The following is a 26,365-nucleotide window of genomic DNA, read 5'->3' on the forward strand; positions in this document are numbered from 1 at the left end:
AGCCGCCATGCCGCACCACCACCCCCACGGGATGTCCCGACGCGCTGTCACAAGGGCCACCGCGGCCACGGGACTTGCCCTCCTTTTCGGTGCCACGGCCGCCGTGGGCCGGGCCCGGGCCGCGACGCAGATCTCTGCGCGCACGTTCGACGTGTCCGTGTCGTCGCCCGCGCTGGGCCGCACCGCGCCGGTGCGGCTGATCCTGCCGTCGGACTTCGACGCGCGGCCCGGGCGGACGTATCCCGTGCTGTATCTGCTGCACGGGGCGCACGACGACTACACGTCCTGGACGCGGGAGACGGACATCGAGGCGTTCACCGCGGGCCGCGACCTGATCGTGGCGATGCCGGACGCCGGACCGACCGGCATCCCGAGCGCGTGGCGGGACGGTCCCGACTACGAGACCTTCCAACTCACGGAGGTTCCGGCGCTGTTGGCACGCGACTACCGGGCGTCCGGTGTGCGGGCCGTCGCCGGGGTGTCCACCGGGGGCTACGGTGCGATGGCGCACGCGGCCCGTCACCCGGGCGCGTTCACCGCCGCCGCGTCGTACAGCGGCATCCTCGACACCACCGCTCCCGGGGTGCCCTCGCTGGTGGACGCCATCGTGGCCCGCGAGAATCTGGCACCCAGCTCCCTCTGGGGCAATCCCCTTCTGGACCTGCCGACTTGGCAGGCCTTCAATCCGCGCGCGCGGGCCGGCGGACTGCGCGGGACACCCTTGTACGTGTCCAACGGCAGTGGTGTGGCCGGGGGTTCGGGCGACTGGCTGCCCGAGGTGCTGGAGAGTCTGCTGTGGCCCTCCGCACACAGTTTCACCGGTTTTCTCGCCCTGCTCGGCATTCCGGTGACCACGCACTTCTATTCGGGAGGAGGCCACAGCTGGGCTTACTGGAAAGGGGAGTTCACCACCTCGTGGCCGATGCTCGCCGGTGCGCTGGGGCTACCGGAGTGATGTCGGTGCAGCCGGGGCACGGAACGGAGCGCAGGGGACGACCGTCCAACACGGGACGTCCCCCTCGTCCCACGGGCAACAGTCCGTGGGCGAGCCGCCTCCGGGGGAAAGGAGTGTCCGTCGTGGCTGTCCCCACCCCGCGCGGAGTACCCACCGAGCCCGGAACCGCGCTGGTTCCGCCCGACCTGGCCGACCTGCTGCGCGCCCAACTCGCCGCCGTCTCCGCCGAGGTGGAGGACGTGGTGCGCAGACATGTCCCCGAGTACACGCGGCCGGCCGACGGGACCTATCGCGAGAACCTCAGGTCCGGGGTGGTGCAGGCGCTCACGCTGTTCGTCGACCACATCGCGGACCCGCACGGCCAGAACGCCGCGATGGCGGCGGCGTACTACGCGGAACTCGGGCGCGGCGAGGCCCTGGAGGGCCGCAGCCTGGAGGCGCTTCAGTCGGCGATCCGCGTGGGCGGGCTGCACGCGTGGCGGCTGATGGGCCGTACGGCGGAGGAACTCGGCCTGGATTCGGCGGTGGTGGCCGCGTTGGGCGAGCTGGCGTTCCGGACCGTGCACGAGGTCGCGGAGGCGGCCGCCGCCGGGTACGCGGAGGCGCAGTCGCGCAGCACGGACGAGGTGGAGCGGCGGCGCCGACGGCTGCTCGAACTCCTGCTGGGCGAGGGGCCGGTGGGCCCGGAGGCCTTGCAGGACCTGGCGCACGGCGCGCGGTGGCGAGTGCCTTCGCGGGTCGCCGTCATCGCGCTGGCGGGCCCCGCTGACCCGCGCGCGGAGGACCGGCCACCGGCGATGCCGGGCGCGCTGGCCGACATGGAGTCACGGCCGCCGCGCGTCCTGGTGCCGGACCCGGAGGGCTACGGCCGGTTCGGCGGGCGGTCGTTCGTCCTCGGCCTGGGCGGCCGTCCGGCGGCGATCGGTCCTACGGTCCCGGTCGTCGAGGCCGCGCGGTCGTTGCACTGGGCCACGCGGGCGCTGGGGCTGATGGGCCGCGGGGTGCTGCCCCGGCAGGGCGTGGTGCTGTGTGCCGACCATCTGTCGACGCTGTTGCTGCACAGCGACGAACCGCTGCTCGCCCAGCTGGAGTTGCGGGCCCTGGCACCGCTCGACGCCGCTTCCGAGGGCCAACGCCCGCGGCTGGCCGAGACGTTGCTCGCCTGGCTGCTCAGCGGCAGCAACGTCCCTGATGTCGCCGCCCGGCTCCACATCCACCCGCAGACGGTCCGCTATCGCCTGCGCCAGTTGGAGAAACTCTTCGGTGCGTCGCTGCACGATCCCGGCACCCGGCTGGATCTGATCCTCGCGCTGCGTTCGGCGGATTTGCGGGAGGGCGACCGCGAATCACGAGGCGGTGACCGAGACTCACGAGGCGACAAAAACAGCGAGAGTTTCTGAATTCCCGTCCATAACACCGGTAACGGGAACGCGAATACCTTCGGGACAGTCCTTTCCACAGGCGCCGCAAGCGCCCCACCCTCAAAGGATTCCCATGCGTATTCGCTTATGCCTCGCCGCGCTCTCGCTGGTCGGCGGGGCCGGGCTCGCCACCCTCTCCGCACCCACCGCATCGGCCGCCACCTGCTCGGACCTCGACGTCGTGGCGGCTCGCGGCACCTTCGAGCCGGGCACACTCGGCCTGATCGTCGGCGACCCGGTGTTCTCCGCGCTCCAGAAGAAAATCACCGGAAAGACTCTCTCCAGCTATGCGGTGAACTATCCCGCCGACCTTTCCCTGACGTCCGCCGCGACGGGAAACCTCGATGTGGTGAATCACGTCAACGCACAAGCGGCGGCCTGCCCCCAACAGCGTTTCATTCTCGTCGGCTATTCGCAGGGCGCGAACGTCGTCGACAACTCCATCGGAATCAGCAGCGCCGGCGCGGTGGTCGGCAGCCCGATCGTGGCGACCATCCCCGCAGTGGTGGAGCCGAAGGTCGCTGCCGTGCTGCTGTTCGGCAACCCGATCCGGGCCCTCGGCAAGAGCGTCACGGGCACCTATCAGAGCCGCACCATCGACTTCTGCGCCAACGGTGACCCCATCTGCCAGAACGGCGGAACCGACGTCCTCGCCCACCTCGGCTACACCTCCGACGCGGACGCGGCGGCCACGTTCGCGGCGGGCAAGGTCTGAGCCGTAGCGACGCTGTAGAGCACGACAACACGGTAGGGCCCGGGAGTTGATCCTCCTGGGCCCTAGTGGTTCGCGGGGAGAGCTACTTGGGCGACAGGGCGAACGCGGCGAGGTTGCTGGAGACGACCTCGGGACGGCCGTTGTTCTGGACGGGTGCCGCGGTCATCACGTCGAGGTGCTGGTAGCCGGGGGCGATCACGGGGTGCAGGCCGGCCGGGATGTGACCGGCGAGCAGGCCGTCGCCCGCGAGGACGGTGAGCGTCGGGTTGGCGGTCAACCCGCCCGGGTGCACGAGGAGTTGCTTCACCTGCGGCGAGGTGGCCAGCTCGATGTCGGTGACCAGCTTGGTCGGGAAGTACTGCTCGGTGAAGTCCAGCGGCTGCTCCCCCATGCTGCGGGCCAGTTCGTGGATGTCGGTGACCTCCTTGGAGGCGTTGGTGAAGGGGGTGCCGTCGGCCGACCGGTACCCGGGGTCGTCGGCGGCGCCGACACGGTCGTAATTGCGCCAGGTGTAGAGCGGCCCGTGCGGCTGGGCGGGAATCGCCTTGTACTCGACGCCGACGAGCTGCGACTGGTCCGAACTCCCGTTGGCGACCGGGAAGTTCTTGTCGACGATCGGGCCGCCGTCGAAGAAGCCGACGCTGCTCTGCAGGAACGCGAGGGGCACGGAGTTGTCGTCCATGAGCGACCCGAGCACGGCGTCGTTGGTGAGCCGGAAGTCCTTCACGGCAGGTGAGCCGGTGAGGAACGTGGCGGCGTCCTTGGAGAACAGGAAGCGGTTCGTGGCCTCGATGTTGACGTTGGAGGGGAGGTAGGACGGCAGGTCCGCCTCGCCGTCCGGGTTCTTTACGGCGCCCAGGCCGGCGATGGCGAGCAGGGTCATCGTCTCGGGGTTGAGCAGCACGGGTGCGGACAGCGAGCGGGACAGTACGCCGCTGTCGAGGCCGGCCTGTACGACGGCGTAACCGAGCCCGATGTCAGGCAAGTTGGTGTCGTCCGGGATGCTGCCGCTGAGGTCCGTCAGGTCGGTGGAGATCGTCGTGTCGAGGGCGAAGTACCCGGCGCACTGGTTCTGCCCGGCGTCCGCCGTGGTCGCGGGGTTGCCGTCGAAGTCGGCCGCCGCGAAGTACCCGGTGATGACACCGCCGAGGGAGTGCCCGCCGCACAGGACCTTCCTCTTGCGCAGCCCCTGGTCGGGCAACTCGGCGACGAGCAGGTCGTATTCGTCGCGCACGGTCTGTTCGATGCCGAGCTTGGCCATCCAGCCGAGCTGGTCGTTGCCGACGAACCCGGCGAAGGTCCGGCCGCCGACGGACTTGCCCCGGTAGTAGTAGTCGACGGCCGTGTGCTGGTCGCCGGAGGCGATACCGGTCGGATCCTCAAGGCAGTTGGAGCGCCGGTCCAGGGCCCAGAACTCGATGTGCCGTCCCTGCGCGGCGGCTTGGGCGACCGTGTCGCGGGCGACGCTGTCGAAGGCCCCGGCCCCTTCCAGGATGCCGGGCTGGGCCACGAGGATCCGGTCGGCGTCGGCCGACGCGCTCGGGCCGTCGGCGGAACGGTAGCGCAGATACGACAGCCAGTCGCACGCGGCCGGACGGGCGCCGAACGACTGCGGCAACGGCACTTTGACCCGCACCAGCGACTCGGCCACACCGTCGGCGGGATGCGTCGACGCCACCGGGATCTCGGTGCGGGCGCTCTCTCCCTGGGCCTGCGGAGCGGCGGCGGTGAGCGCGCCCGCGGTCAGCAACACCGCGAGCGCGGCACCGCGCCACGTACGTCCTGTGCTCGCGGCTCCGCGCCGCGAACTTCCTTTGCTGCGACTCGTGTTCATGGCCGGACCGTAGGACGGCCGGGACCACGGGATCAGGCGGTGCTCACAAGAACGCAGCGCACGCCTGTGTCCTTGTCACCTGCTCGCAGAGAACCTCTCAGCGGACCTCGCGAAGAACCTCGCGGCGAACGGGAGGGTCAGGCGTCCTTGATCGTCGCGGTGACGGGCGTGCCGGTCTCGACGGTACGGCTGACGGTGCACAGCCGGTCGTGCGAGACGGTGACCGCCCGCGGCAGGATCGCGCGGGCCCGGTCCCCGGCCTCCCCCTCCGGGAAGGTCACGGCGAAGGTGACCGCGAGGTCGGTCATGCGGTTGCCGAGGTCGTCGCTGACCTTGTTGCCGGTCACGGTGACGGTGAACCCGTCCGGCTCCGTGTGCCGGGTGGTGGCCACGTCGACGTCGGCCGCGGTGCAGCCTCCGATCGCGGCGAGCAGCAGCTCGACCGGGGTGAACTCGGTGCCGCCGCCGACGGCGGTACCGAAGTCGATGGTGCCGCCGCGGGCGTTGGTCGCGGTGAAGCGGCCGGGGGCGGTGCGGTCGACGGTGACTTGGCGCAGGGGGTTGTCGCTCATGGGGAGATCCTCGCAGAGCGCGCTGCCGAAGACCTCGACCGGTGCGGGCAGGTTGTGCACGTGCTGCCCGCACCGGCTGGCTCAGGAGACCTGCGAGGCGTCGACCAGGACGACCCGGTGGTTGTACTGGATCGTGTAGTACTTGGCGGCGCCGGTGACGTAGGTGTCACCCGAGACGAAGAAGTCGTCGGCGCTGACCGGGGGTTGGGTGGCGACGTAGGCCTGGCCCGCCGGGAAGCCGTAGACGGTCAGGGGCTTCTGGGTGGACGGGGACAGGCCGGACGGGTACTCCGACGCCTGCGGGTAGCCGGAGCCGTAGAGGGTCGCGGCCTGGTCGCCGGAGTGGAGGATCGTGGCGCCCGGCGCGGCGCAGGTGTTGACGCCGTGGGGGTTGTAGAACCACACCTTCGCGCCGCTGAACCAGATGGCGGTCCAGTCGCCGTCGACGTCGGCGACCACGAACTGCTGGCCGGCCTGGACGGTGCTGCCCCAGTCGTGGATCGAGTCGGTGCCCGCGCTCGCGCCGGGGTGGATGGCCGGGTCGGCGAACAGCGGCGCGTCCGCACTCGGACTGGTGCGCACCGGAAGGAGGTTGGAGGGTGCGGTGCTCTCGGTGCACGCGGTGGTGGCGCCCGTGGGGTCGTCGGCGGGGCAGACCTGGACGGTCTGCTGGTTGGTCGCGAACCTGGGGCTGATGGTGACCGCCGAGCCCACCCTCGGGGCGTGCCGGGCGGCGCTCTGCGCGTGGACCGCCCTCGACGGGGCGACCATGTTCATGAACGCCGTCCAGTCCCAGTACGGACCGGGGTCCCAGTGCATGCCGGCCACGTAACTGTCCTGCGGGCCGGGCACGTTGTCGTGGCCGATGATGTGCTCGTGGTCGAGCGGGATGTCGAACTTCGCGGCGAGGTACTTCACCAGGTCGGCCGTCGCCTGGTACTGCGCCTGCGAGTACCAGGTGGCACCGTGCGCGGCGTAGCCCTCGTGCTCGATGCCGATCGAGTGCATGTTGAACCAGTAGTTGCCGGCGTGGAACGCGATGTCCTTGGTGTGCGCCATCTGCGTGACGGCCGCGTCCGAGGCCCGCATGACGTAGTGCGCCGAGTCGCCGGAGCCCGCCGTCTGGAAGGTCTTGATCGCGTTGTCGTAGGACGACTCGGTGTCGTGCAGGACGATGTACTTGATCTGCACGCCGTCGCCCGGGCGGCCCGCGACCTGCCCGTTGGAGGCGGCCGCGGCGAGGAAGGTGCAGTCGACCGTGGCGGGGCACTCGGTGTCGGTGGCCGTCGCGGCGGTCTTCAGCTTCAGTTCGGACAGCTGCTGGGTCTCGGGCTGAATCGCTCGCCGCGCCGCGAGTTCGACGTGCTGTCCGTCGACGGTCGTCCGCGAGGCACCCGAGGACACGGTCTTGAAGACGCGGTCGGCGAAGAGCTGCGCGGCCTTCTTGTCGGAGGACTGGCTGTACTTGGCCACCGCGCCGTACCAGTCGGCCGGGTCGGTGGAGCTCTTGCCCGTCAACTCCCGCTGGTACGAGGCGAGTAGGGCGGCACCGGCGCGGATGTTCTCGCGGTCGTCGGTGCGCAGTCTCGTCGCCGGGGTGTCGGTGAGCTTCGCCGCCGCGTCGAGGGTGTGCAGGGCCGGGTCCGACGTCAGCTCGGCGAGGTCACCGCGGCCCGCGGCACCCGCCGCGCCCCCGGACACCATCTTGGCGGTGACGTCCGTCAGGTTCATCGGGCCGTATCCGCCCGAGGTGTTGTAGTGCCCGTCGTGGTCGTCCCACTGCGACTCCTGGTACGACACGGCCAGGAGCACGGGCAGTGGTACGCCGAACTCCTTCGCCGCGTCGGCGAAGGAGGACTGCCGGTCGGCGCCCGGGGGCTGGGCGGCCTGCGCCGTGGACGGCAGTACGGCGAAACAGCCTGCGGCCACGGCGCCGCCGGCCAGGATCCCGGCCAGCACCTTCCGGGGTGATCTTCTACGTGAGGATTGCTGCAAGGATCTTTCCCTTGTATGTAGTGCCCTGAGGCGGACGTGCGGGGTGACGCCTGCCCGAACCACTGTGCGGAAGCCTCCAGCATCACCCACCGGATGTCACAACTCCCGCAGCGGGAACGCGAGTCGGCGATTCCCTCAGTGGTCCCACTGGTCACGACGCCATCCGGTGCGGCCCGGTTGCCTCAGCCGAGGAACGACACCCGCCCCGTCACTCGTCGTTCACCCAGCGCATGAGCCGTTGCAGGGGATAGAAGCCGTCGTGGGACAGGCCCGGTGGCATCCCGCCCGCCTTGCCGAGGGACACGACGCGCTGCACGCCGGCGCAGGCGAGGGCATCGCGCAGTTCCGCCTTGCGGGTGTCCGGATATACGCCGACCGTCTGGGTGGCGACTCCGGCGTACGCGACCGCTTCCCTCAGCTCGGCCACCGGGACGACGTCGACGATCTTTCCGTCGGGGTGGAAGTCGACCGGTTCGGGCGAGCGGATGACCAGGCCCCGGCCGTCGTAGCCGCCCCACACCCGGTAGTCGGGTGTCATGGACCGCAGCACGTCGATCTCCTCGCGGAGTTCCGCGGTGACCCGCGGGCCGTCGGCCGAGCTGAACTCCCTTGCCACGCCCAGTCGTTCGCACAGCAGATCGGCGTAGCGGTCGGCGTCCGCCCAGGAGCCCTCGACGAACTGGAAGCGGCTGGCCACGCAGGCCTGTTGGTTGAAGAAGGTGGCGTCGGTGGCGCCCGCGTCGGCGGCTCGGGCAAGGGACTCGGGGGACTCGAACGCCTCGCGGCCGATGAGCGAGATGGAGGTCTTGGGGTCGAAGGAGACGAGTTCGAAGCCCGGGCCGACGTAGCGCAGTGCGCCGCGGATCGTGGACTCGCCGCCCCAGGCGACCAGCTTGTCGAAGAACTGCGGGCGGAACAGCACGCTCTCCACCGTCTCGTCGCCGCCGCGCCAGTACACCGCGGAGAACGAGCGGACCACGGGGTGGCCGGGGGCCACCGCCGCCATCGTGCGCAGGATCGCGGTCGCGGTGAACAGGTCGTTCGAGGGCAGTTTCAGCAGGTTGACGCCCTTGGTGAGGGCGCCGCGCACGACGGACATCGCGGCGACGCCGGGTGCGTTGCCGGCGATGATGTGCACCAGGCGCGGCGGGAACGCGCGGGTGGCGGCGGTCCGGTTGTCGGGCAGGCGCACCTCGCGCCAGCCGTCGAGGACATCCGCTCCGCCGAGTTCGTGGTCGATCTGGGCGTACAGGCCGGGTCGTTGGAAGCTGCGCCACAGAAGGGCGTAGGCGCGTTCGAGGATCTCGGCGGGCAGCGGGCTGACCGGGATCATGCGGTCCAGGGCCTCGGCGAGCAGTCCCTCGCGGTCCGCCTTGAGGGCCTCGCCGGTCTCCACGAGGAGGTCGACGATCTCCGCGACGGGCACCTGGAAGGCGGGGCCGGGTTCGGTGCGGGGCCGGACGAGGCGGTCCAGGTCGAGTGCCGGTGCGGTGAAGGCCGAGCCGGAGCGGCCGTACGCGACGGGTGAGCCGTGGTCGACCTCGCCGCGCACCACGTGCACGACCTCGGTGTCGGTCGTGGTGCTCATCAGTGGATCATCCCCCGCACATAGGAGTCGAGTGTCGCGGCGCAGGTGATCTTGTCCTCGCCGCCGAGGTCGCCGTAGCGCCGGATGTCCGGCAGGACGGTCGGTCCCGTACGGCCGCAGTCGCAGGGCGAGAAGTCGACGAGGACCCGGTCGCCGCTGATCAGGCCGCCCCAGCGGCCCTCCAGCGATACGTCCAGGAAGGCGAACCGGCCCTCCACCACGCCCTGTTCGGTGTTGAGCAGCTTCTCGCCCGGCTCGTCGAGGACCAGCGGGATCACCCATGGCGGCACGTGGTAGTTGCCCTGCTCGCAGGCGAGGCAGGAGCCCTGGAGTTCCGTCATGCCGTAGCTGCGCACGCGCCGTACGCCGTCGTAGAAGGCGGCGAACTGCTGCTGGTAGTCGTCGGGCAGGACCCCGTTCTTGTTGCCGCCGCCGCTGAGGACGAGCGTGTCGGGGTGGAGGCTCCCGTCGGGTACGCCCTGGGCCCGCAGGGCCTGGATCAGGGTGAACTGCTGGTTGTTCATCCCGGCGATCAGCAGCGGCTCGGTCCGGTGTGCGGCGATGTCGTCGACGATCTGCGCGACGGCCGCGCCGAGTTCCTCCTCGCGGGCTCCGGACGCGGCCTCGAAGGAGCTGATCTCCCGCGGGGTCGCGGTGCCTTCCGCCATCCGGCGGCGCAGCAGGGCGCTGCTCATCAACTCCGAGACCCGCATGGGGTCTTCGGTGAGCAGCCGGGTCTCGCCGGGCCGGACGAAGACGTCCGCGTGCCAGCGGTAGCCGTCGATGGAGCGCATCGGACCGCTCGCCGGTGCCAGGAGATAGCCGCGGCGGGTCCGCTCGGGCGGCAGCGGGTCGGGCCAGCAGGTGAGGTTCTCCAGGATGTCGTGCAGGAAACTCAGGTCGCTCGCGGCGCAGTTGAGGAAGGAGACCTTTCCCGAGGTGCCGCTGGTGATGTACGGGCGATGGCCGGCGGCGGTGACGCGGTCGGTCCACTCGTCGATGTCGGTCACGCCCTCCACGTCGACGTCTCCCGGCTCGACCACCGACACCGTCGAGTACCAGCGCAGCAGCCGGTCCCACCGGCCGCCGGTGATGAGGGAGAGGGGGTACGACTTGTAGCTGGTGTGGGAGAACAGCAGGGGGACGAGGTCGTCGGGGCTCTCGATCCCGTGGACGCCGCTCTCCTCCGCCCGGGTGCGCAGCAGCGGGATGCGCTCGCGGTGCGCGGCGAAGGCCTCGCGCGCCGCGTCGAGCTGCAACTCCCGTAGTTCCCGGGCGGGTTGGTCGAATGTGTCACCGGACCGGACGAGGGCCCGGATCTGCTCACGTGCGCTGGGCACGGCAACCACCTCCATCAGTCATGAGGACGGGTTCTTGGCGAGATAGGAGGACTCGATGGCGTCGAGGTCCCCGCGGAGTTCCTTCGGGGTGCCGGCCATGACGACGCGGCCCCGGCGCAGGACGTAGACGCGGTCGGCGATGTCGAGCACCTTGCGCACGTGCTGTTCGACCAGCAGTGCGCCGAGGCCCTGGTCGGCCGCCTCACGGACGGCGCGCAGGAGCCGGTCGACGACCAACGGGGCGAGGCCCAGGGAGAGTTCGTCGGCCAGGAGGAGACGAGGGGTACGGCACAGGGCGCGCGCCAGCGACAGCATCTGCTGCTCGCCGCCGGACAGCATGCCCGCGCCGGTCTTCAGGCGTTTCTCCAGTTCGGGGAAGAGGGCGACGGCCCGGTCGGGCGGCACGCGCCCGACCCGTAGGTTGTCGGTGGTGTCGAGGCGGGAGAAGACCGCGCGTTCGCCGACGTAGGCGAGGCCCTCGCGGGCGCGGCGGTGCAGGGGCGCGTGGCCGGGGGTGCCCAGCCAGCGGATCTCGCCGCTCATCGGGGTCAGGTCGCCGGACAGCGCCCTGAGGGTGGTGGTCTTGCCCGCGCCGTTGGGGCCGAGCAGGGCGACGACCTCGCCCGGCCGGACCTCCAGGTCGAGGTCGCTCACGACGGGTCGGCTGCCGTATCCGGCGGACAGGGCGCGGGTCGCTATCAGGGGCACATCTGTGTCGTGCACGAGGTCTCTCCTCAACCGGAGTCGGCCGGAAAACGAAGTCGACCGGAAACCGAAGTCGACCGGATACGGCGGCCGGCCGGACCGAAGCGGGCTCAGCCGTGCGACGCGCCCGTCAGCACCTTGCGGACGTCGACGAAGGTCGACCCGGCCTTGGCCCACTCGATCTTCCCGTCGCGGATGGTCAGTTCGGTCGCGGTCGTGTTGTGGATGCGGTCCAGACCCTTGATCGGCAGGGCCGTCGACGCCTTCCAGTTCAGGGGCGGGGTCAGGCCTCCGGTGTCGATGCCGGAGGTGGTGTTCAGCTCCTTCACCAGCGCCTCGGCGGAGATCGTCGGCAGCTTCTTGGCGGCCTCGGTGAAGACCTTGAAGGCGACCCAGGTCGTGGCGTTGGCGCCGTTGGTGGTGTCGATGTCCTTGCCCTTGGCCGCCGCGACGAAGTCCTTCCAGACGGCGTCGGAGGTCGGCGGGTAGTAGCCGGTGATCGCGGCGCCCTCCAGCGGGCTGCCGCTGCCTCCGGTGCTCGCTGCCAGTTGCGGGGTGAGGTTGCCGACCACGCTGGCGAGCTTGGTCTTGTCGCCGGACTGGACGTACGACTTCACGAACAGGTCCGAGGCGGTGCCCAGGATGACGCTCACACAGTCGCTGCCCTTGGTCGCGGCGACCTGCGGGGCGAGGTCGGTGGCGGTGAGCGGCACCTTGAGATCCTTGGGTGCCGCCCCTCCGGCGGAGGTCACGCCGAGGGTGAGGAACTGCGAGACGACGGCCGCGGCGGCCACGTCGTACCGTACGCCGGTGATCTTCTTGCAGCCCTGCTCCACCAGCTGGCGGCCGTGGGCGGCGAACACCACCGGGGTGCCGCCGTTGACCGGGAAGGACAGCGGGTTGGAGAACTCCGCCGCCGAGACGCCGGTCCCGCCGATGTACGGGATGCCGGCCTTCTGCAGGATGGGCATGTAACGGTCGCCGGCGAGGCTGTAGGAGCCGACGACCGCGGCGACCTTGTCGGCGACGGCCTGCTGGGCGCACTTCTCGGCCTCGTCGGGGTCGCCCTTCTCGTTGCAGAACTCGACCTTGAGGGGTCCGCCCTTGATCCCGCCGTTGGCGTTGATCCACTTCTCGTAGGCCGTGGCGGTGAGGTGGATCCCGGGCTGGGCGCTGCCCTGGGTGTTCTCCGGCGCCCAGACCATCACCTTGACCGGGGTGCCCTTGAGCGAGGAGGTCTCGGCCGAACTGCTTGCCGCCTCTCCCCCGCACCCTGCGGCGAGCAGGGCTCCGGTCACCGCGAGAGCGCTCGCTGCGGCTGTTCTGCGTCGGCGTGAGTCGTTCATGGTCCCTCCGGGGCTCGCGCCCAAAGTGGGCGACGTCGAGATGCCGAACAGCATGGGGCGCATTTTTGGGTTAGTGAAGTACTCTCGGCACAATTATTTAAATGAATACACTGTCTCGTCCCGTGTCTGGGAGGTTCCTCGGATGGACGACGTCCTGCGTTTCGCCCTGCTCGGCCTGGGTCTCGGCGCCCTCTACGCGCTCACCGCGCACGGCATCGTGCTGGTCTACCGGGGCTCCGGCGTCCTGAACTTCGCGCACGGCGCGATCGGGATGGCCGGTGCCTACGTCCAGTGGGAGCTGGCCGTCAACCACGGCGTGCCGTACTGGCCCGCCACCGCGTGCGGCGTGCTCACCTCCGCCGTACTGGGCGTGCTCACCCACCTGTTGGTGATCCGCCCGCTGCGCAGGGCGTCCACCCTGGCCCGGCTGGTCGGCACCCTCGCGGTGTTCATCGTCCTCACCGCGATCGCCGTCAAACGCTACGGCGACAGCCTGCAGCTGGTCCCGGGCAAGCTGCCCACCCGGCTGCTGACGATCGCCGGGGCCACGGTCTCCGAGGACCGCGTCTGGCTGCTCGGGATCGCGCTCGCCGTGACCGCGGTGCTCCATCTCCTCTACAAGCGCACCCTGTTCGGGCTGGGCACCACAGCGGTCGCGGAGAACGAGAGCATCGCCGCCTCGCTCGGCTGGTCCCCGGACCTGATCGCCGCCGGCAACTGGGCACTGGGCTCCGCGCTCGCGGGGCTGACGGCCATCCTGATCGTGCCGGTGATCGGCCTGTCGGTGACCGGGCTGACCACGCTGCTGCTGAGCGCGCTGGCCGCCGCCCTGGTCGGCAGGTTCTCGTCGTTCCCGATCACCCTGGCGGGCGGGCTGGTCATCGGTGTCGCGCAGTCCGAACTGACGCGCTTCGGCTCCGGAGTCACCGGCCTCGCCTCGTCGGTGCCGTTCCTCTTCATCGCCCTGGTGCTGGTCGCGCGGGGCCGGGCGCTGCCGCTGCGCGGCACCTTCCTCGACCGGCTCCCGGCACTGGGCACCGGCAGGGTCCGTCCCGTCCCCCTCGCGCTGGCCGTCTTGATCGGGCTGGTCCTGGTGAGCCTGTCGACACCGCTGTGGGCCGACGCGATCACCAGCACCCTGGTGCTCTCCCTGATCATCCTGTCGATCATCGTGGTCACCGGTTACGCGGGACAGGTGTCGCTCGCGGCCTACGCCCTCGCCGGGACCGGCGCCTTCATCGCCGGGCACGCGGCGGCGGACTGGGGCTGGCCCTTCGAACTCGCCTTGCTGGCAGGTGTGTTGGGGACCGTCCCGATCGGCCTGCTGTTCGCGTTGCCGGCCGTGCGTACCCGCGGGGTCAACCTCGCGATCATCACGCTCGGACTCGGCACCACGCTGGAGGCGATGGTCTTCCAGAACACCGACCTGTCGACGACACCCGGCAGCGACGGCATCGCGGTGGGCAGGCAGACACTCTTCGGCATCAGCATCTCCGGGGTCGACCATCCGCAGCGCTACGCCGCCGTGGTGCTGGTGCTGTTCGTCGCCGCCACGCTCGTGGTCGCCAACGTCCGGCGCGGCAGGACCGGCCGTCGCCTCATCGCCGTACGGGCCAACGAGCGGGCCGCCGCCGCCCTGGGCATCGACGTCCGTGCCGCCAAGCTCTACGCCTTCGGCCTGTCCTCGGCCGTCGCCGCGCTCGCCGGGGTCCTCACCGGCTTCCGCTCCACCTCGGTCGTCTTCTCCGACTTCGCGAGCTTCGACTCCGTCACCGCCCTCGGGCTCGCCGTCATCGGCGGTGTCGGCTTCCTCGTCGGCCCGTTGTTCGGCGCCACGTTCGGCGCGGGCACGGTCGGCGCCCGGTTCGGGGACCTGGTGGTGCCCGGGCTGAGCGAGTGGATGCCGTTGATCGGCGGGATCATCCTGGTGCTGACCCTGGTGGGCAACCAGGACGGCATCGGGAGGGAACTCGGCAGGCAGACGCGGGGACTTGAGCGAAAGCTGCGCCCGCAGCGTGCTGCTATGACGCCCGAGAAGGAAGCGGCTCCCCTGCCGGATGTCCCCCGCGCCGCACCCCTCCCCCTGCACGTACGCGACCTCACCGTCCGCTACGGCGGTGTCGTCGCCGTCGACGGGCTCTCCCTGGACGTCGAACCGGGCCGGGTGGTGGGTCTCATCGGCCCCAACGGCGCCGGCAAGACCTCCGCCATCGACGCCGTCACCGGCTTCACCCGGGCCGCGGCCGGCAGCGTCCGCCTCGGCGAGCGGGACGTGACCCGGGTGCCGGTGCACCGGCGGGCCGGTGCCGGGCTGAGCCGGTCCTTCCAGTCACTGGAGCTGTTCGAGGACATGACGGTGCTGGACAACCTCTACGCCGCCTGCGAGCGACCGGGCCGCTGGACCTGGCTCACCGACCTGGTCCGCCCCGGCAGCCGCCCGCTGCCCGCCCAAGTGCTCGTCGCGGTACGGGAGTTCGGGCTCCAGGACAGTCTGGACCGGCCGGTGGGAGACCTGTCGTACGGCGAACGGCGGTTGCTGGCGATCGCGCGGGCGGTGGCGACCTCGCCGTCGGTGCTGCTGCTGGACGAACCGGCGGCGGGGCTGTCCGACGACGAGACACGGGAGTTGGCCCGGCTGGTGCGGCGGCTCGCCGAGGACTGGGGCATGGGGGTGCTGCTCGTCGAGCACGACGTCGACATGGTGATGAGCGTGTGCGACCAGGTCGTCGTCCTCGACTTCGGCCGCCGGATCTGCGCCGGCACCCCGGACGAGGTGCGCCGCGATCCGGCGGTCAGGGCGGCCTACTTGGGCGACCTGGAGCCGGAGACGACGGCCTGAGCGCAGCCGCCCGGGCCGAGGCGATGGCGTCCGCCTCGGCCGAGCCGGCTATCTCCCCCGCCGCGCGGGTTCGGACGGCGAGCGGGCGTGACGCGAGCGGCCCGCGGGCTTTCGCGCCGTGGGCCGGTCGAAGGCGATCCGGTGAACGAAGTGGCCGACGCCGACGCGCGGTTGACGGACCGGGTTCGTACGCCGGCGTTCGGAGGTGCGCCCCCTACGGGACTGCGTCACGCCTCGCGCAGGTCCGCCACGTAGGGCGCGTGGGACAGCAGCCCGCCGTCCACGCGCAGGGTGTGCCCGGTGATGAAGGCGGACTCGTCGGAGGCGAGGAACACGACCGCCGACGCGACGTCCTCGGGCCGCCCGAGGCGTGGAGTGAGGTGATGGCGGAGCATCTTCTCGCGGATCGCCCCGTGCGCCGAGCCGGAGCTGGCCGGCGTGACGATGAACCCGGGGGCGATGGCGTTGCAGCGCACGCCCTGCTTGCCGTACTGGGTGGCGACGTACTGCGTGAGGTTGATGAGGGCGGCCTTCGAGGCGCCGTACGCGGGGTTGCGCAGGTCGCCCGCGAGACCGGCGCCGGACGAGGTGTTGATGATCGAACCGGCGCCGCGGGCGATCATGTGCGGGACCGCGGCCTGGATCGCGACCATGGTGCCGCGCAGGTTGATCCGCATCGTGTCGTCCCAGACCGCCGGGTCGGCCTCCAGGACGGCGAGGTCCTTGCGGGCGGCCAGGTGGGTGGCCGCCGCGTTGTTGTGCAGGACGTCGAGGCCGCCGTAGGTGTCGACCGCCGTGGCCACCATGGCCCGTACGGAGTCGATGTCGCCCAGGTCGACCGGGACCGCCGTGGCGGATCCGCCGGCTGCCCGGATCTCCTCCGTGACCGCCTTGGCTCCGTCGAGGTTCAGATCGGCCACGACCGTGTGGGCGCCCTCGGCCGCCACGCGGCGGGCGGTGGCGGCACCGATGCCGGACGCGGCGCCGGTCACGATCGCGATCCTGTCGTCGAGTCGTCCCATGACTCAACCACCTTTCTCAGTCGGTGAGTTCGCTGCCGACGACGGAGACGAAGGAGACGCATTCGCCGGGGCCGCCGCCGAGGTTGTGGGTGAGGGCGAGCGAGCGCCCCTCGGCGAGGGTGCGGACCGTCCGCTCGGGCGGTGCCTCGCCGCGCAGTTGGAGCCAGGCCTCGAACATCATGCGCAGCCCGGAGGCGCCGATGGGGTGGCCGAAGGCCTTCAGGCCGCCGTCCGGGTTGACCGGCAGCGAGCCGTCGAGGTCGAAGGCGCCGCTGGTGACGTCCTTCCATGCCTGTCCTCGTTCGGAGAAGCCCAGGTCCTCCATCAGCACCAACTCCGTCGGTGTGAAGCAGTCGTGGACCTCGGCGAGCGCGAGTTCGGCGCGCGGGTCGGTGATGCCGGCCTGCCGGTAGGCCTCCTTGGCCGAGACGACGACCTCGGGGAAGGTGGTGAAGTCGTAGTCGGGGTCGAGGAGTCCGTCCGCGGGTCCCGCGACGAAGGACAGGGCCTTCACGAAGATCGGCTTGTCGGTGTACCGGTAGGCGTCCTCGGCGCGTACGACGATCGCCGCCGCCGAACCGTCGGAGACCCCCGAGCAGTCGAACACGCCCAGCATGCCCGCGACGATCGGCGCCGACCGGATGCGCTCCAGCGGCACCTCCTTGCGGAACTGGGCGCGCGGGTTGCGGGCGCCGTTCATGTGGTTCTTCCAGGCGATGCGGGTGATGACGTCCTTCAACTCCTCTTCCACCAGGCCGTACTTGGCGGCATAGGCGGGGGCGAGGAGGGAGAAGTTCGCCGGGGCGGTGATCTCACCGCGGCTGTCGTCGCCCGCGCCCGGCATCGTGGTGCCCGAGAGCCCGGACATGCCGGAGTCCTTGAGCTTCTCCACGCCGACCGCCATCGCCACGTCGTAGGCGCCCGAGGCGACCGCGTAACAGGCGTTGCGCAGCGCCTCGGAACCGGTCGCGCACATGTTCTCCAGGCGGGTGACCGGCTTGTACGGCAGGTGCAGGGGGCGGCTGAGGGTCAGTCCGGAGACTCCGGAGGCCTGGGTGCCGAGCCAGAACGCGTCGATGTCGTCGAGCGTGATGCCGGCCGAGGTGACCGCCTCGCCCACGGCGTCCACCAGCAGGTCGTCCGCCGAGCGGTTCCAGTGTTCGCCGAAGGGCGTGCACCCCATGCCGACGATCGCGACCCGGTCCCGGATTCCGTGCGAGCTCATGCGCCTGTCCCCTCGGTCTCGCCGGTGCGTACCGGGCGGGCCTTCCAGAAGTAGTTGTGGACGCCGGCGGCGGTGACCGTGCGCCGGAAGGTCATCTCGACCCGGGCGCCGATGACGGCGTCGGCCTCGGTGGCGTCGGTGAGCTGGCAGCGGAAGCGGCCGCCGCCGTCGTAGTCGACGACCACGACGAGCATCGGCGGGCTCGGTGTGTGGGCCAGCCGGTCCACGGTGAACGTGGCGACCGTGCCCCGCACCTGTTCCATCGGCTCGTCGGTCATGGCGTCGACGCTCCGGCAGGACACGCACACCCGGTCCGGCGGCAGATGCCGGGTCCCGCACTTCTCGCAACGGGAGGCGACGAAGCCGTACTTCCAGCTGTTTCGGCGGTGCGCGGGCGGCGCGTAGGGCGGCTCGGGGTCGGGCCTGCGGGGCGGCTCGCGGTCGAGGAGGCCACGCCAGGAGAGGTAGGTGGCGTACGGCATGGGGGCGCTGCCCGCACCGATCTGCGCGGCGACCGGGCGGGCGGCGCGGTGTGCGGGCAGGGCGTCGGTGGTGCGCAGGAGCAGGACTCCGGCGCCGTCGCCGAGGACGACGAGCGCGATGATCCGGCCGGGTTCGGCCCGGTCGAGGACGTCGGCGAGGAGCAGGCCGGGCTGGGCGGTACCGGCGTTGCCGATCGCCGCGGTGAGGTCGGCGGTCGCCGCCTCGGGACGTACGCCTGAGGTACGACGCACCGTGGCGCACGCGCGCGCGTGCAGGCCGGAAACGATGAGGTGGTCGACGGCGCCGCGGTCCAGCCCCGCCTGGTCGAGGGCGGCGCTGAGCGCCTTGTCCGCGAGGGAGGCGTAGATCTCCTCGGCGAAGCGCTCCTCCCAGACGCGGGAGGCGGGCGCGCCGGGCAGCCGCCAGCGGTCGAGGATCTCGTCGCTGACCGTGTCGTGGGCGAGCAGCTCCGCGATCACGGGGGCTCCGTTGCGGTGCCCGCCGAAGGCGAAGGCCGCAGCGCCGTCGCCGCCCGCGCTCTCCTCGGCGCCGCCGGGCAGGCCGGTGCGCAGGTCGGAGAGGACCGCGAGGGTCGGCACCGGGGAGCGGGCGGCGGTGACCAGCGCGCCGAGGCCGGAGCGGACGGAGCCCGCCATGTCGACGGCGAGGACGTGCGGGTCGAGGCCGAGCGCCGCGTGGACGGCGGTCGCGTTGGTCTTGTCGAGGTAGGCGGGCGCGGCGGTGGCGAGGAACAACTGGCCGATGCGGGTGCGCAGTCCGTCCCGGGCCAGCGCGGACCGGGCCGCCTCGACGGCCATCGAGGTGGTGTCCTCGTCGTAGCCCGCGACCGCGCGCGTGCCCCGGGACGGGGGCGTCCCGAGGGTGGCCGCGATGTCGGCCCGGGCGAGGCGGTGGTACGGCACGTAGGCGCCGTATGCGATCAGTCCGGCCATCAGCGGCCTCCATTGGCGTCGATTGCGGGCGTCCGTTCGAAGACGGCGGCCAGGCCCTGGCCGCCGCCGAGGCACATGGTCTCCAGGCCGAACCGGGCCTGGCGGCGGTCGAGTTCGCGGAGCAGGGTGGCGAGGATGCGGCCGCCGGTGGCGCCGACGGGGTGGCCCAGCGAGATGCCGGAGCCGTTGACGTTGAACCGCTCGAAGTCGGCCTCGGTCAGGGCCCATTCGCGGGTGCAGGCGAGCACTTGGGCGGCGAAGGCCTCGTTGAGTTCGAGCAGGTCGATGTCGGCGAGTTTCAGCCCGGCGCGGTCAAGTGCCTTGGCCGTGGCGGGTACCGGGCCGATGCCCATCGTCTCCGGGGGGACGCCCACGACGGCCCAGGAGACCAGGCGGGCCAGGGGGCGCAGGCCGAGTTCGGCGGCGCGCTCGGGGTGGGTGACGATACAGAGGGCGGCGCCGTCGTTCTGTCCGCTGGCGTTCCCGGCGGTCACGGTCGCTTCCGTGTCCTGCCGTCCCAGTACGGGGCGCAGGCTCGCGAGTTTCGCCAACGTCGAGTCGGGGCGCGGGTGTTCGTCGGTGTCGACGACCGTCTCACCCTTCCTGGTCCGCACGGTGACGGGCACGATCTCGTCGGTGAAGCGGCCCTCCCGCTGGGCGGCGACCGCCTTCTCGTGGGAGCGCAGGGCGAGTTGGTCCTGCTCCTCGCGGGAGATGGCGTACTCGCGTCGCAGGTTCTCGGCGGTTTCCAACATGCCGCCGGGAACAGGGTGGTTGACGCCTCCGGAGGTGACCCGGCCGCGGGCCAGCCGGTCGTGCAGGGTGGTGCCGGCGCCGCGCACGCCGAAGCGGACGCCGGTGGTGTAGAACTCGGCCTGGCTCATCGACTCGACGCCGCCGGCCAGGACGAGGTCGCTCGCGCCGGTCTGCACCTGCATCGCCGCCGTGATGATCGCCTGCAGTCCGGAGCCGCAGCGCCGGTCGATCTGGAGTCCCGGCACCTCCACCGGCAGGCCCGCGTCCAGGGCGGCCACGCGGCCGATGGCCGGGGCCTCGCCGTTGGGGTAGCACTGGCCCAGCAGCACGTCGTCGACGGCGGCGGGCGGAATACCGGTGCGGTCCAGTACGGCGCGTACGACGGCGGCGGCCAGCTCGGTCGCCGGCACGTCGCGGAAGACGCCTCCGTAGCCACCGACGGGGGTACGCACGGGTTCGCAGATCACCGCGTCACGCAGGAGGGCGGGCATCGGCCATGCCTTTCATGAGGGGTCACATGTACCGGCCGCCGGTCACCTCGACCACGGCTCCGGTGACGTAGCTCGCCATGTCGGAGGCGAGGAAGAGGACGACCTGGGCGACCTCGGCGGGTTCGCCCGCGCGGCCCAGGGGGATCTCGGCGAGCTTCGCGTCCCAGGCGGCCGGCGGCATCGCCTCGGTCATGGCGGTGCGGATCAGACCGGGCTGTACGGCGTTGACGCGGATGCCGGCCTTGGCGAGTTCCTTGGCGGAGGCCTTGGTGAGGCCGATGAGTCCGGCCTTGGCGGCGCTGTAGTTCGTCTGGCCGAAGTTGCCGACCTTGCCGGCGATGGAGGAGATGTTGACGATGCTGCCGCCGCCTCCGTGCGCGCGCATCGCCTCGGCGGCGTACCGCGTGCCGTTCCAGGCGCCGGTCAGGTGGACGTCGACGACCGCGCGGAAGTCGGACGCGGCCATCTTGCGCAGGGTCGCGTCGCGGGTGATCCCGGCGTTGTTGACCATGACGCCGACCGGTCCGAAGGTGTCGGCGCAGTGGGCGACCAGGGCGGCGACCTCGTCCTCGTCGGTGACGTCGCAGCGCAGCGAGGCGGCGGCCACCCCGTTCTTGGCGAGGCGTTCGGCGGCTTCCGTCGCGGCGTCCTCGTTGATGTCGCCGAGGACGACGGACGCGCCCGCGGCGCCGAGCACAGCGGCGATCTCGAAGCCGATGCCCTGCGCGCCGCCGGTGATCACCGCGTTGCGGCCGTCCAGCAGTCCCATGTCAGCCCGCTCCCGACTCGACGCTATTCCACTTAAATAGATAACCTATTATGCTGAAACAATCAATACAGCGATCGGCTGGGCGAGCGGGGCCGGGCGAGGAGAGCACACGGGTGGACATCAGCTATCCCGCGGAGACCGAGACGTTCCGCACCGAGGTCAAGGAGTTCCTCGCCGAGGAGCTGCCGCCGGACTGGAAGGGCATCGGCGCCCTGGACGAGGAGGCGGCCTGGTCCTTCGCCCGCGACTGGCGGCGCCTGCTCGCCGAGCACCGCTATCTCTCCCTCGCCTGGCCCGAGCGGTACGGCGGCCGTGGCCTGTCCAAGCTCCACCAGGTGGTCCTGATGGAGGAACTGGCCCTGGCCGGTGTGCCGTTCGGGCTGCCGCAGGACACCTTCGGCGTGAAGATGCTGGCGAACACACTGCTGCGCTGGGGTACGGACGAGCAGCGCGGCCACTTCCTGCCGCGCATCCTCAGCGGCGCGGACACCTGGTGCCAGGGCTACTCGGAGCCCGACGCGGGCTCGGACCTGGCCTCACTCACGACGCGCGCCGTCCGCGAGGGCGAGGAGTGGGTGATCGACGGCCAGAAGGTGTGGACGTCCGGCGCCCACCACAGCGACTGGATCTTCGTCCTGGCCCGCACGGACCGCGACGCCTCCAAGCACCGCGGCATCTCCTTCCTCCTCGTCCCGCTGGACCAACCCGGCGTCGAGGTACGGCCGTTCCGCATGATGAGCGGCCAACTCCACTTCAACGAGGTCTTCTTCAACGGCGCCCGCACCCGCGCCGATCTCGTCGTGGGCGGCGTCGACAACGGCTGGACAGTTGCCCAGAGCCTGTTGGGCGTGGAGCGCGGGGAGGAGGCGGCCACCAACCCGATCCTGTTCCGGGCCGAGGTGGAACGCCTGGTGCGGCTGGCCCGCCTGTACGGCAGGGACCAGGACCCGGTCATCCGGCAGCGGATCGCCTGGTGCTGGTCCAAGGTCGAGATCATGCGCTACCTCGGCTACCGCATCCTCACCGGCTGGCTCAAGGGCGCGGAGCCGGGCCCCGAGACGTCGATCGCCAAGCTGTACTGGAGCGAGTACCACACCAAGGTCACCGACCTGGCGATGGACATCATGGGCCTGCACGCCCAAGTGCCGGTCGGCCGACCGCCGTTGCGCACCTACCGCACCGACGACCCGGGCGCCGCGAACTCCTCGGCGTCCTGGTCGACGACATACCTGATCGCCCGCTCCGGGACGATCTACGCGGGCACCTCGCAGGTGCAGCGGAACATCCTCGCGGAGAAGGTGCTGGGGCTGCCGCGCGAGCCGCGGGCGACGGCCGGTTAGGGCCGGTTCGGCGGCGGACCGGGTCGCGGTGAACCAGGGCTGCCGCCGTGTCGGCCGGCCCGATGCGGGCCTCGTCGAGAGATCGATGACGACGACGCCATGGAACAGGTTGTCGTCGAGGTCGCTGCCCCTGCCGTACCGGTCGGGCATCCGCCGGTCGACGGCGGCGTCCTCGCGACGACCCGGCCGAGCCGAACGTGACGTGGATCGGCACCGTCCGAGGGAGACGAGTCCGGCCGGGCGGATTCCGCCTCCGCACAGCCGGCCTCGACCGACCCCGGCTCCGCCTTCGCGGTAGCCGTCCCTCAGCCCCGCCGACTCACTCGCGCGTCTCGAACGTCCCAAGCCCGGGGACCGGACGCGGCCCGGTCCCCGGGCGCCAGCCCGCGTCCAGCTTGCGCAGGCCCACGCCGTCCGGGGCCCAGATGTGGCAGCTGTTCAGCACCCCGGCCGTGGCCCGCGGCCCGTTCACGGGCTCGCCGGCGTCACGGCGTCGCGCGTTGGCCGACATGGCCGCCTGCACCACGGCGGGGCCGAGCACCCGGGCCAGTTCGTAGAGGTGGGAGCAGCCCAGGACGCCGCGGAACCGCTCCTGGATCGCCCGGTTGTATCCGGCGGCGACGCCGAGGCCGATCAGGCCGTCGAAGACCGGGGTGATGAACGGGCATTCGGCGTGCGGAAAGGTCAGCATGTCCGCGTCGGCGGCCACTATGGTCATGTCCGCGAGACGGACCCGCACCGCCAGCACCATCCGGTGGATGTCGGCCGTCTCGGGCTCGGCCCACGGCCGCTCGTCACGCAGTTCCGCCTCGACCGAGATCTCCTCGCCGCCGGGCTCCTCGTACGCGGTGACGGTGACAGTGCGGCGGTGCAGCGGGAGTTCGGCGCGGCTCACGACGAGGCCTCCGCCGGCTCCGGCGCGGTCTCCCCCAGCCCGGCGAACTCCGGCGGCCGGCGTTCGATGAAGCTGCGCACGCCCTCGCGGTAGTCGGGGGCGCGTTTCGCCGTGGCCAGCAGCGCGGCGGCGGTGCCACGGCTCTCGGTGAAGCTTCTCGACTGGTCGTCGACGAGCTGCCGTTTGATGAGGGACATCGCGTACGGGCTGGCCGAGCGGGCGAGTTCCGTGGCGTACGCGAGGGCCGCCGGCAGCAGTTCCTCCGGCTCGACGAGACGGTTGACCAGGCCCATCGCGTGCGCCTCCGTTCCGGTGATCCGGCGTGAGGACAGCAGCAGGTCGCTCGCGTTCCCGTAGCCGACGAGCCGGGGCAGGAGCCACGAGACGCCGTCCTCGGCCACCAGGCCGCGCGCGCTGAACGCGGCGGCGAACTTGGCGGCCGGCACGGCGAACCGCACGTCGCACATGAGCGCCTGGTTGAAGCCGATGCCGGCGCAGGCGCCGTTGACGGCGGCCACCAGGGGCTTGGGGAACGACATGGGCCGGGTGCGTGGCGGCAGCCGGTCGGCCGGCCACGGGCGCGCGCCGGAGGACGCGGCATCCAGGACGCTCATGTCCATGCCGGGGCAGAAGCTGCGTCCCGCGCCGGTGAGGACGACGGCCCGGACCGCCGGGTCCGCCTCGGCACGGTCGAACAGCTCGTTGTAGAGCAGCTCCATCTCCAGCGTCCAGGCGTTGTGCCGCTCGGGCCGGTTCAGGGTGAGCAGCATGACTCCGTCGCCGGTCAGCTCGCTGAGGATCACCGGGGCCGCATGCTCGTTCATCGAGGTCACTCCCAGAGCCCGCGTTGGCTTTATAGCTAGATGAATCATCTATATACCCAACTGCCTCCCGGACGCCAGATCGGGCCTCGCGAGGAGAAGATCACTCAACCCTTGACCTGGTACCCTCGATGCACTAAGACGATTCATTTTGCTATATGGAGGAGCCCGCCGTGGCCGAGGCAGCCCGCGCAGAAACGCCGATCGTGCCCGTCCCCACGCGCGCCCGCGTCGGACGCCAGGTGCGTGTCCCGAAGACCGCCGAGCTGGTCGCCGCGGAGCTGCGCCGCCAGATCGTACGGGGCGAGCTGAAGCCCGGCGACGCCCTGCCGCCGGAGTCGGGGCTGATGGAGCAGTTCGGCATCTCGCGGCCGACGCTGCGCGAGGCGTTCCGCGTCCTGGAATCGGAGTCGCTGATCACGGTACGGCGCGGTGCGCACGGCGGCGCCCGGGTGAGCGCGCCGGACTCCGATGTCGCGGCCCGCTTCGCCGGTCTGATCCTCGAATACCGCGGCGCCACCCTGGGCGACGTCTATCGCGCCGCGGCCGTCATCGAGCCGCCGTGCGTGCGCCAACTGGCCGCCAAGCACACGGTGGACGACATCAAGCGACTGCGCGACGCGGTGGCCGCCGAGAAGACCGTCCTGGACGACCCGCTGGGCCTGGTCGAGGCCCAGGACACCTTCCACGCCCTGCTGGTCGAACTGACCGGGAACCAGACGCTGATCCTCCTGTGCGGCATGCTGCGCAACATCATCGACCGGGCCAACGCCTCGTACACCGCGGCCGCCACCGACGCGGCGACCCAGAAGGCACAGGCCCTCAAGGGACACCGCGCCCATGTGCGGCTGGTCGGCCTGATCGAGTCCGGCAAGGCGGACGAGGCCGAGAAGCTGTGGCAGCGCCACATCAGCGGCGCCGACGACGTGGTGAACGCGGCCGGCCCCAAGACGGTGCTCGAACTCATCGACTGACCGGGCGGACCGAGGATCACCGAGCCGTTCCCACCTCACCCCTTGCGTCTCCGAAACAGTTAGATAATTATAGGAGGCGTACTGAATAGATCTGGGGTCCGGAGGCGACGGCCATGGCCGAACAGCGCAAGCCCATCTTCGACTGCGACCAGCACATGTACGAGGAACGGGACTCCTTCACCCGCTACCTCCCGAAAGAGTTCCTCGGCCAGGCGGTCGCCCCGGTGACGCTCGCGGACGGCCGCGAGGTCATCCTCGCCGGGGACCGGATCGTGGTCTGCCTGGAACCGGAGTTCGGGCAGGTCTACCGCCCCGGCTCGCTCAAGGAGATGCTCAAGGCGATGGCCTCGGGCAACCCCGACGAGACGTACCAGTTCGAGCCGATGCACGAGTCCTACCAGAACCGCGAGGCCCGGCTGCGCGTCATGGACGAGCAGGGCCTGGACCAGACGATCATCTACCCGGGCGGCTGGGCACTGGTCGCCGAGGAGTACGTGCAGGGCGTCGAACCGCTCTACGCCAACTACCACTCGTTCAACCGCTACATGAACGAGGTGTGGGGCTTCAACCACCAGGACCGTATCTACGCCCCCGCCCTCCTGTCGCTGCGCGACCTGGACAGCGCGGTCAAGGAACTGGAGTACGTCCTGGAGCAGGGCGCCCGGTTCATCATGCTGCCGACCGGGCCGCAGTACGGCCGCTCACCGGGCGACCCGTACTTCGACCCGTTCTGGAAACTGGTCAACGAGGCCAAGGCCAGCGTCTGTTACCACATCAGCGAGTTCTACTACAACTCGAACGTCGCCCCCGCCTGGGGCCACGACGCGAGCCCGATCCACTTCCGGATGTCCGCGTGGCAGTGGATGAACACCTACGGCCAGCGCCCGATCGAGGAGACGCTGTCCGCGCTGATCTTCGACAACCTCTTCGGGCGCTTCCCCGACATCAACGTCCTGGTCTCCGAGTTCGGCGCCGAGTGGGTGCCGCACTTCGTCCGGCACATGGACAAGAGCCGCGGCATGGGCCGCAACGGCCCCTGGATCGGCGGCCAGTTGGCGGAGCGGCCCAGTCAGGTGTTCCGCAAGCACATCCGTGTGGTGCCCTATCCGGAGGACGACATCCCGAGCCTGGTCAAGCGGCTCGGCTACCACGAGTCGATCGTGATGGGCTCGGACTTCCCGCACGCGGAGGGCATCGCCAACCCGGCCGACTACCGCAAACTCCTCGCGGAACTCGACGAGTCGGTCCAGGACGACATCATGTACAACAACGCTCAGCAGCTGATCAGCCGCTGAGCCCCGGAACGCCCCCGCCTGGCGGCGGACC

21 protein-coding genes are annotated in these 26,365 nt (G+C 71.0%); 7 read left to right on the forward strand and 14 right to left on the reverse strand.

Annotated elements, in window-relative coordinates; all coding sequences use genetic code 11:
• Positions 1–7: 7 nt before the first annotated feature.
• The 3 genes from OG407_RS08535 (at position 8) to OG407_RS08545 (ending at position 3,091) form a co-directional block, all read left to right on the forward strand.
• Complete coding sequence (locus OG407_RS08535) at positions 8–955, forward strand: alpha/beta hydrolase (RefSeq protein ID WP_405856559.1); 948 nt, start codon at positions 8–10, stop codon at positions 953–955.
• Positions 956–1,077: 122 nt separating this feature from the next.
• Positions 1,078–2,355, forward strand: coding sequence for a PucR family transcriptional regulator (locus tag OG407_RS08540; protein ID WP_405856561.1), 1,278 nt, complete (start codon positions 1,078–1,080; stop codon positions 2,353–2,355).
• 94 nt (positions 2,356–2,449) lie between these two features.
• Entirely contained in the window at positions 2,450–3,091 is a 642-nt protein-coding gene (locus tag OG407_RS08545) for a cutinase family protein (protein WP_405856563.1), read from the forward strand.
• 82 nt (positions 3,092–3,173) lie between these two features.
• Here OG407_RS08545 and OG407_RS08550 read toward each other — a convergent pair whose 3' ends face one another.
• From OG407_RS08550 to OG407_RS08580, 7 genes are all read right to left on the reverse strand, one after another.
• Entirely contained in the window at positions 3,174–4,844 is a 1,671-nt protein-coding gene (locus OG407_RS08550; RefSeq protein WP_405868333.1) for a hypothetical protein, read from the reverse strand.
• Positions 4,845–5,062: 218 nt separating this feature from the next.
• Positions 5,063–5,497 carry an OsmC family protein gene (locus OG407_RS08555; protein WP_403593228.1) on the reverse strand — a complete coding sequence of 145 codons (435 nt, stop codon included), beginning with the start codon at positions 5,495–5,497 and terminating at the stop codon, positions 5,063–5,065.
• A gap of 81 nt (positions 5,498–5,578) precedes the next feature.
• The gene (locus tag OG407_RS08560) at positions 5,579–7,492 is read right to left on the reverse strand and encodes an N-acetylmuramoyl-L-alanine amidase (RefSeq protein ID WP_405856566.1); all 1,914 of its coding nucleotides are present in this window, start codon (positions 7,490–7,492) and stop codon (positions 5,579–5,581) included.
• Between the two features lie 208 nt (positions 7,493–7,700).
• Complete coding sequence (locus OG407_RS08565; RefSeq protein WP_405856568.1) at positions 7,701–9,080, reverse strand: acyl-CoA reductase; 1,380 nt, start codon at positions 9,078–9,080, stop codon at positions 7,701–7,703.
• Positions 9,080–10,420 carry a hypothetical protein gene (locus OG407_RS08570; protein ID WP_405856570.1) on the reverse strand — a complete coding sequence of 447 codons (1,341 nt, stop codon included), beginning with the start codon at positions 10,418–10,420 and terminating at the stop codon, positions 9,080–9,082. Before OG407_RS08570 ends, OG407_RS08565 begins: the two co-directional genes overlap by 1 nt.
• Before the next feature lie 18 nt (positions 10,421–10,438).
• Positions 10,439–11,143: an ABC transporter ATP-binding protein gene (locus OG407_RS08575; protein ID WP_403593241.1), complete on the reverse strand. Its 705-nt coding sequence runs from the start codon at positions 11,141–11,143 to the stop codon at positions 10,439–10,441.
• A 92-nt stretch (positions 11,144–11,235) separates the two neighbouring features.
• Positions 11,236–12,471, reverse strand: coding sequence for an ABC transporter substrate-binding protein (locus tag OG407_RS08580; RefSeq protein WP_405856572.1), 1,236 nt, complete (start codon positions 12,469–12,471; stop codon positions 11,236–11,238).
• Between the two features lie 142 nt (positions 12,472–12,613).
• Here OG407_RS08580 and OG407_RS08585 point away from each other — a divergent pair, with 142 nt between their 5' ends.
• Positions 12,614–15,310, forward strand: a complete 2,697-nt coding sequence (locus OG407_RS08585) for an ABC transporter permease subunit (RefSeq protein ID WP_405856574.1) — start codon at positions 12,614–12,616, stop codon at positions 15,308–15,310.
• Positions 15,311–15,537: 227 nt separating this feature from the next.
• Here OG407_RS08585 and OG407_RS08590 read toward each other — a convergent pair whose 3' ends face one another.
• The 5 genes from OG407_RS08590 to fabG are packed head-to-tail and all read right to left on the reverse strand — an operon-like array spanning position 15,538 to position 21,009.
• Entirely contained in the window at positions 15,538–16,332 is a 795-nt protein-coding gene (locus OG407_RS08590; protein ID WP_405856576.1) for an SDR family NAD(P)-dependent oxidoreductase, read from the reverse strand.
• Between the two features lie 16 nt (positions 16,333–16,348).
• Entirely contained in the window at positions 16,349–17,557 is a 1,209-nt protein-coding gene (locus OG407_RS08595) for an acetyl-CoA acetyltransferase (RefSeq protein WP_405856578.1), read from the reverse strand.
• Positions 17,554–18,993 carry an OB-fold domain-containing protein gene (locus tag OG407_RS08600; protein ID WP_405856580.1) on the reverse strand — a complete coding sequence of 480 codons (1,440 nt, stop codon included), beginning with the start codon at positions 18,991–18,993 and terminating at the stop codon, positions 17,554–17,556. Before OG407_RS08600 ends, OG407_RS08595 begins: the two co-directional genes overlap by 4 nt.
• Complete coding sequence (locus OG407_RS08605) at positions 18,993–20,240, reverse strand: acetyl-CoA C-acetyltransferase (protein WP_405856582.1); 1,248 nt, start codon at positions 20,238–20,240, stop codon at positions 18,993–18,995. The genes OG407_RS08600 and OG407_RS08605 overlap by 1 nt, the downstream gene beginning before the upstream one ends.
• A 22-nt stretch (positions 20,241–20,262) precedes the next feature.
• Positions 20,263–21,009, reverse strand: a complete 747-nt coding sequence (gene fabG / locus OG407_RS08610) for a 3-oxoacyl-ACP reductase FabG (protein WP_405856584.1) — start codon at positions 21,007–21,009, stop codon at positions 20,263–20,265.
• Positions 21,010–21,122: 113 nt separating this feature from the next.
• Between fabG and OG407_RS08615 the strand changes: the two genes are divergently transcribed.
• Positions 21,123–22,349 (forward strand): acyl-CoA dehydrogenase family protein, encoded by a 1,227-nt coding sequence (locus OG407_RS08615; protein WP_405856586.1) that lies wholly within the window; start codon positions 21,123–21,125, stop codon positions 22,347–22,349.
• A gap of 319 nt (positions 22,350–22,668) precedes the next feature.
• Here the strand turns inward: OG407_RS08615 and OG407_RS08620 are convergent, their stop codons facing one another.
• On the reverse strand, positions 22,669–23,244 hold the full coding sequence (locus OG407_RS08620; protein ID WP_405856588.1) for a DUF2889 domain-containing protein: 576 nt from the start codon (positions 23,242–23,244) through the stop codon (positions 22,669–22,671).
• Positions 23,241–24,068 carry an enoyl-CoA hydratase-related protein gene (locus tag OG407_RS08625; protein ID WP_405856590.1) on the reverse strand — a complete coding sequence of 276 codons (828 nt, stop codon included), beginning with the start codon at positions 24,066–24,068 and terminating at the stop codon, positions 23,241–23,243. Before OG407_RS08625 ends, OG407_RS08620 begins: the two co-directional genes overlap by 4 nt.
• Before the next feature lie 170 nt (positions 24,069–24,238).
• Here OG407_RS08625 and OG407_RS08630 point away from each other — a divergent pair, with 170 nt between their 5' ends.
• Together OG407_RS08630 and OG407_RS08635 are read left to right on the forward strand one after the other, a co-directional pair.
• Positions 24,239–25,039: a FadR/GntR family transcriptional regulator gene (locus tag OG407_RS08630; RefSeq protein ID WP_405856592.1), complete on the forward strand. Its 801-nt coding sequence runs from the start codon at positions 24,239–24,241 to the stop codon at positions 25,037–25,039.
• Between the two features lie 113 nt (positions 25,040–25,152).
• Positions 25,153–26,334 (forward strand): amidohydrolase family protein, encoded by a 1,182-nt coding sequence (locus OG407_RS08635; protein ID WP_405856594.1) that lies wholly within the window; start codon positions 25,153–25,155, stop codon positions 26,332–26,334.
• Positions 26,335–26,365 lie beyond the last annotated feature (31 nt).

The organism is Streptomyces sp. NBC_01515 (genome assembly GCF_045040345.1).
Classification (GTDB): Bacteria; Actinomycetota; Actinomycetes; order Streptomycetales; family Streptomycetaceae; genus Streptomyces.

Excerpts from the sequence above, each read along its gene's own strand:
- OG407_RS08535 (WP_405856559.1), top strand. The coding sequence starts at position 8 with ATGCCGCACCACCACCCCCACGGGATGTCCCGACGCGCTGTCACAAGG.
- OG407_RS08545 (WP_405856563.1), top strand. The coding sequence starts at position 2,450 with ATGCGTATTCGCTTATGCCTCGCCGCGCTCTCGCTGGTCGGCGGGGCC.
- OG407_RS08555 (WP_403593228.1), bottom strand. The coding sequence starts at position 5,497 with ATGAGCGACAACCCCCTGCGCCAAGTCACCGTCGACCGCACCGCCCCC.
- OG407_RS08565 (WP_405856568.1), bottom strand. The coding sequence starts at position 9,080 with ATGAGCACCACGACCGACACCGAGGTCGTGCACGTGGTGCGCGGCGAG.
- OG407_RS08580 (WP_405856572.1), bottom strand. The coding sequence starts at position 12,471 with ATGAACGACTCACGCCGACGCAGAACAGCCGCAGCGAGCGCTCTCGCG.
- OG407_RS08585 (WP_405856574.1), top strand. The coding sequence starts at position 12,614 with ATGGACGACGTCCTGCGTTTCGCCCTGCTCGGCCTGGGTCTCGGCGCC.
- OG407_RS08590 (WP_405856576.1), bottom strand. The coding sequence starts at position 16,332 with ATGGGACGACTCGACGACAGGATCGCGATCGTGACCGGCGCCGCGTCC.
- OG407_RS08595 (WP_405856578.1), bottom strand. The coding sequence starts at position 17,557 with ATGAGCTCGCACGGAATCCGGGACCGGGTCGCGATCGTCGGCATGGGG.
- OG407_RS08600 (WP_405856580.1), bottom strand. The coding sequence starts at position 18,993 with ATGGCCGGACTGATCGCATACGGCGCCTACGTGCCGTACCACCGCCTC.
- OG407_RS08605 (WP_405856582.1), bottom strand. The coding sequence starts at position 20,240 with ATGCCCGCCCTCCTGCGTGACGCGGTGATCTGCGAACCCGTGCGTACC.
- fabG (WP_405856584.1), bottom strand. The coding sequence starts at position 21,009 with ATGGGACTGCTGGACGGCCGCAACGCGGTGATCACCGGCGGCGCGCAG.
- OG407_RS08625 (WP_405856590.1), bottom strand. The coding sequence starts at position 24,068 with ATGAACGAGCATGCGGCCCCGGTGATCCTCAGCGAGCTGACCGGCGAC.
- OG407_RS08635 (WP_405856594.1), top strand. The coding sequence starts at position 25,153 with ATGGCCGAACAGCGCAAGCCCATCTTCGACTGCGACCAGCACATGTAC.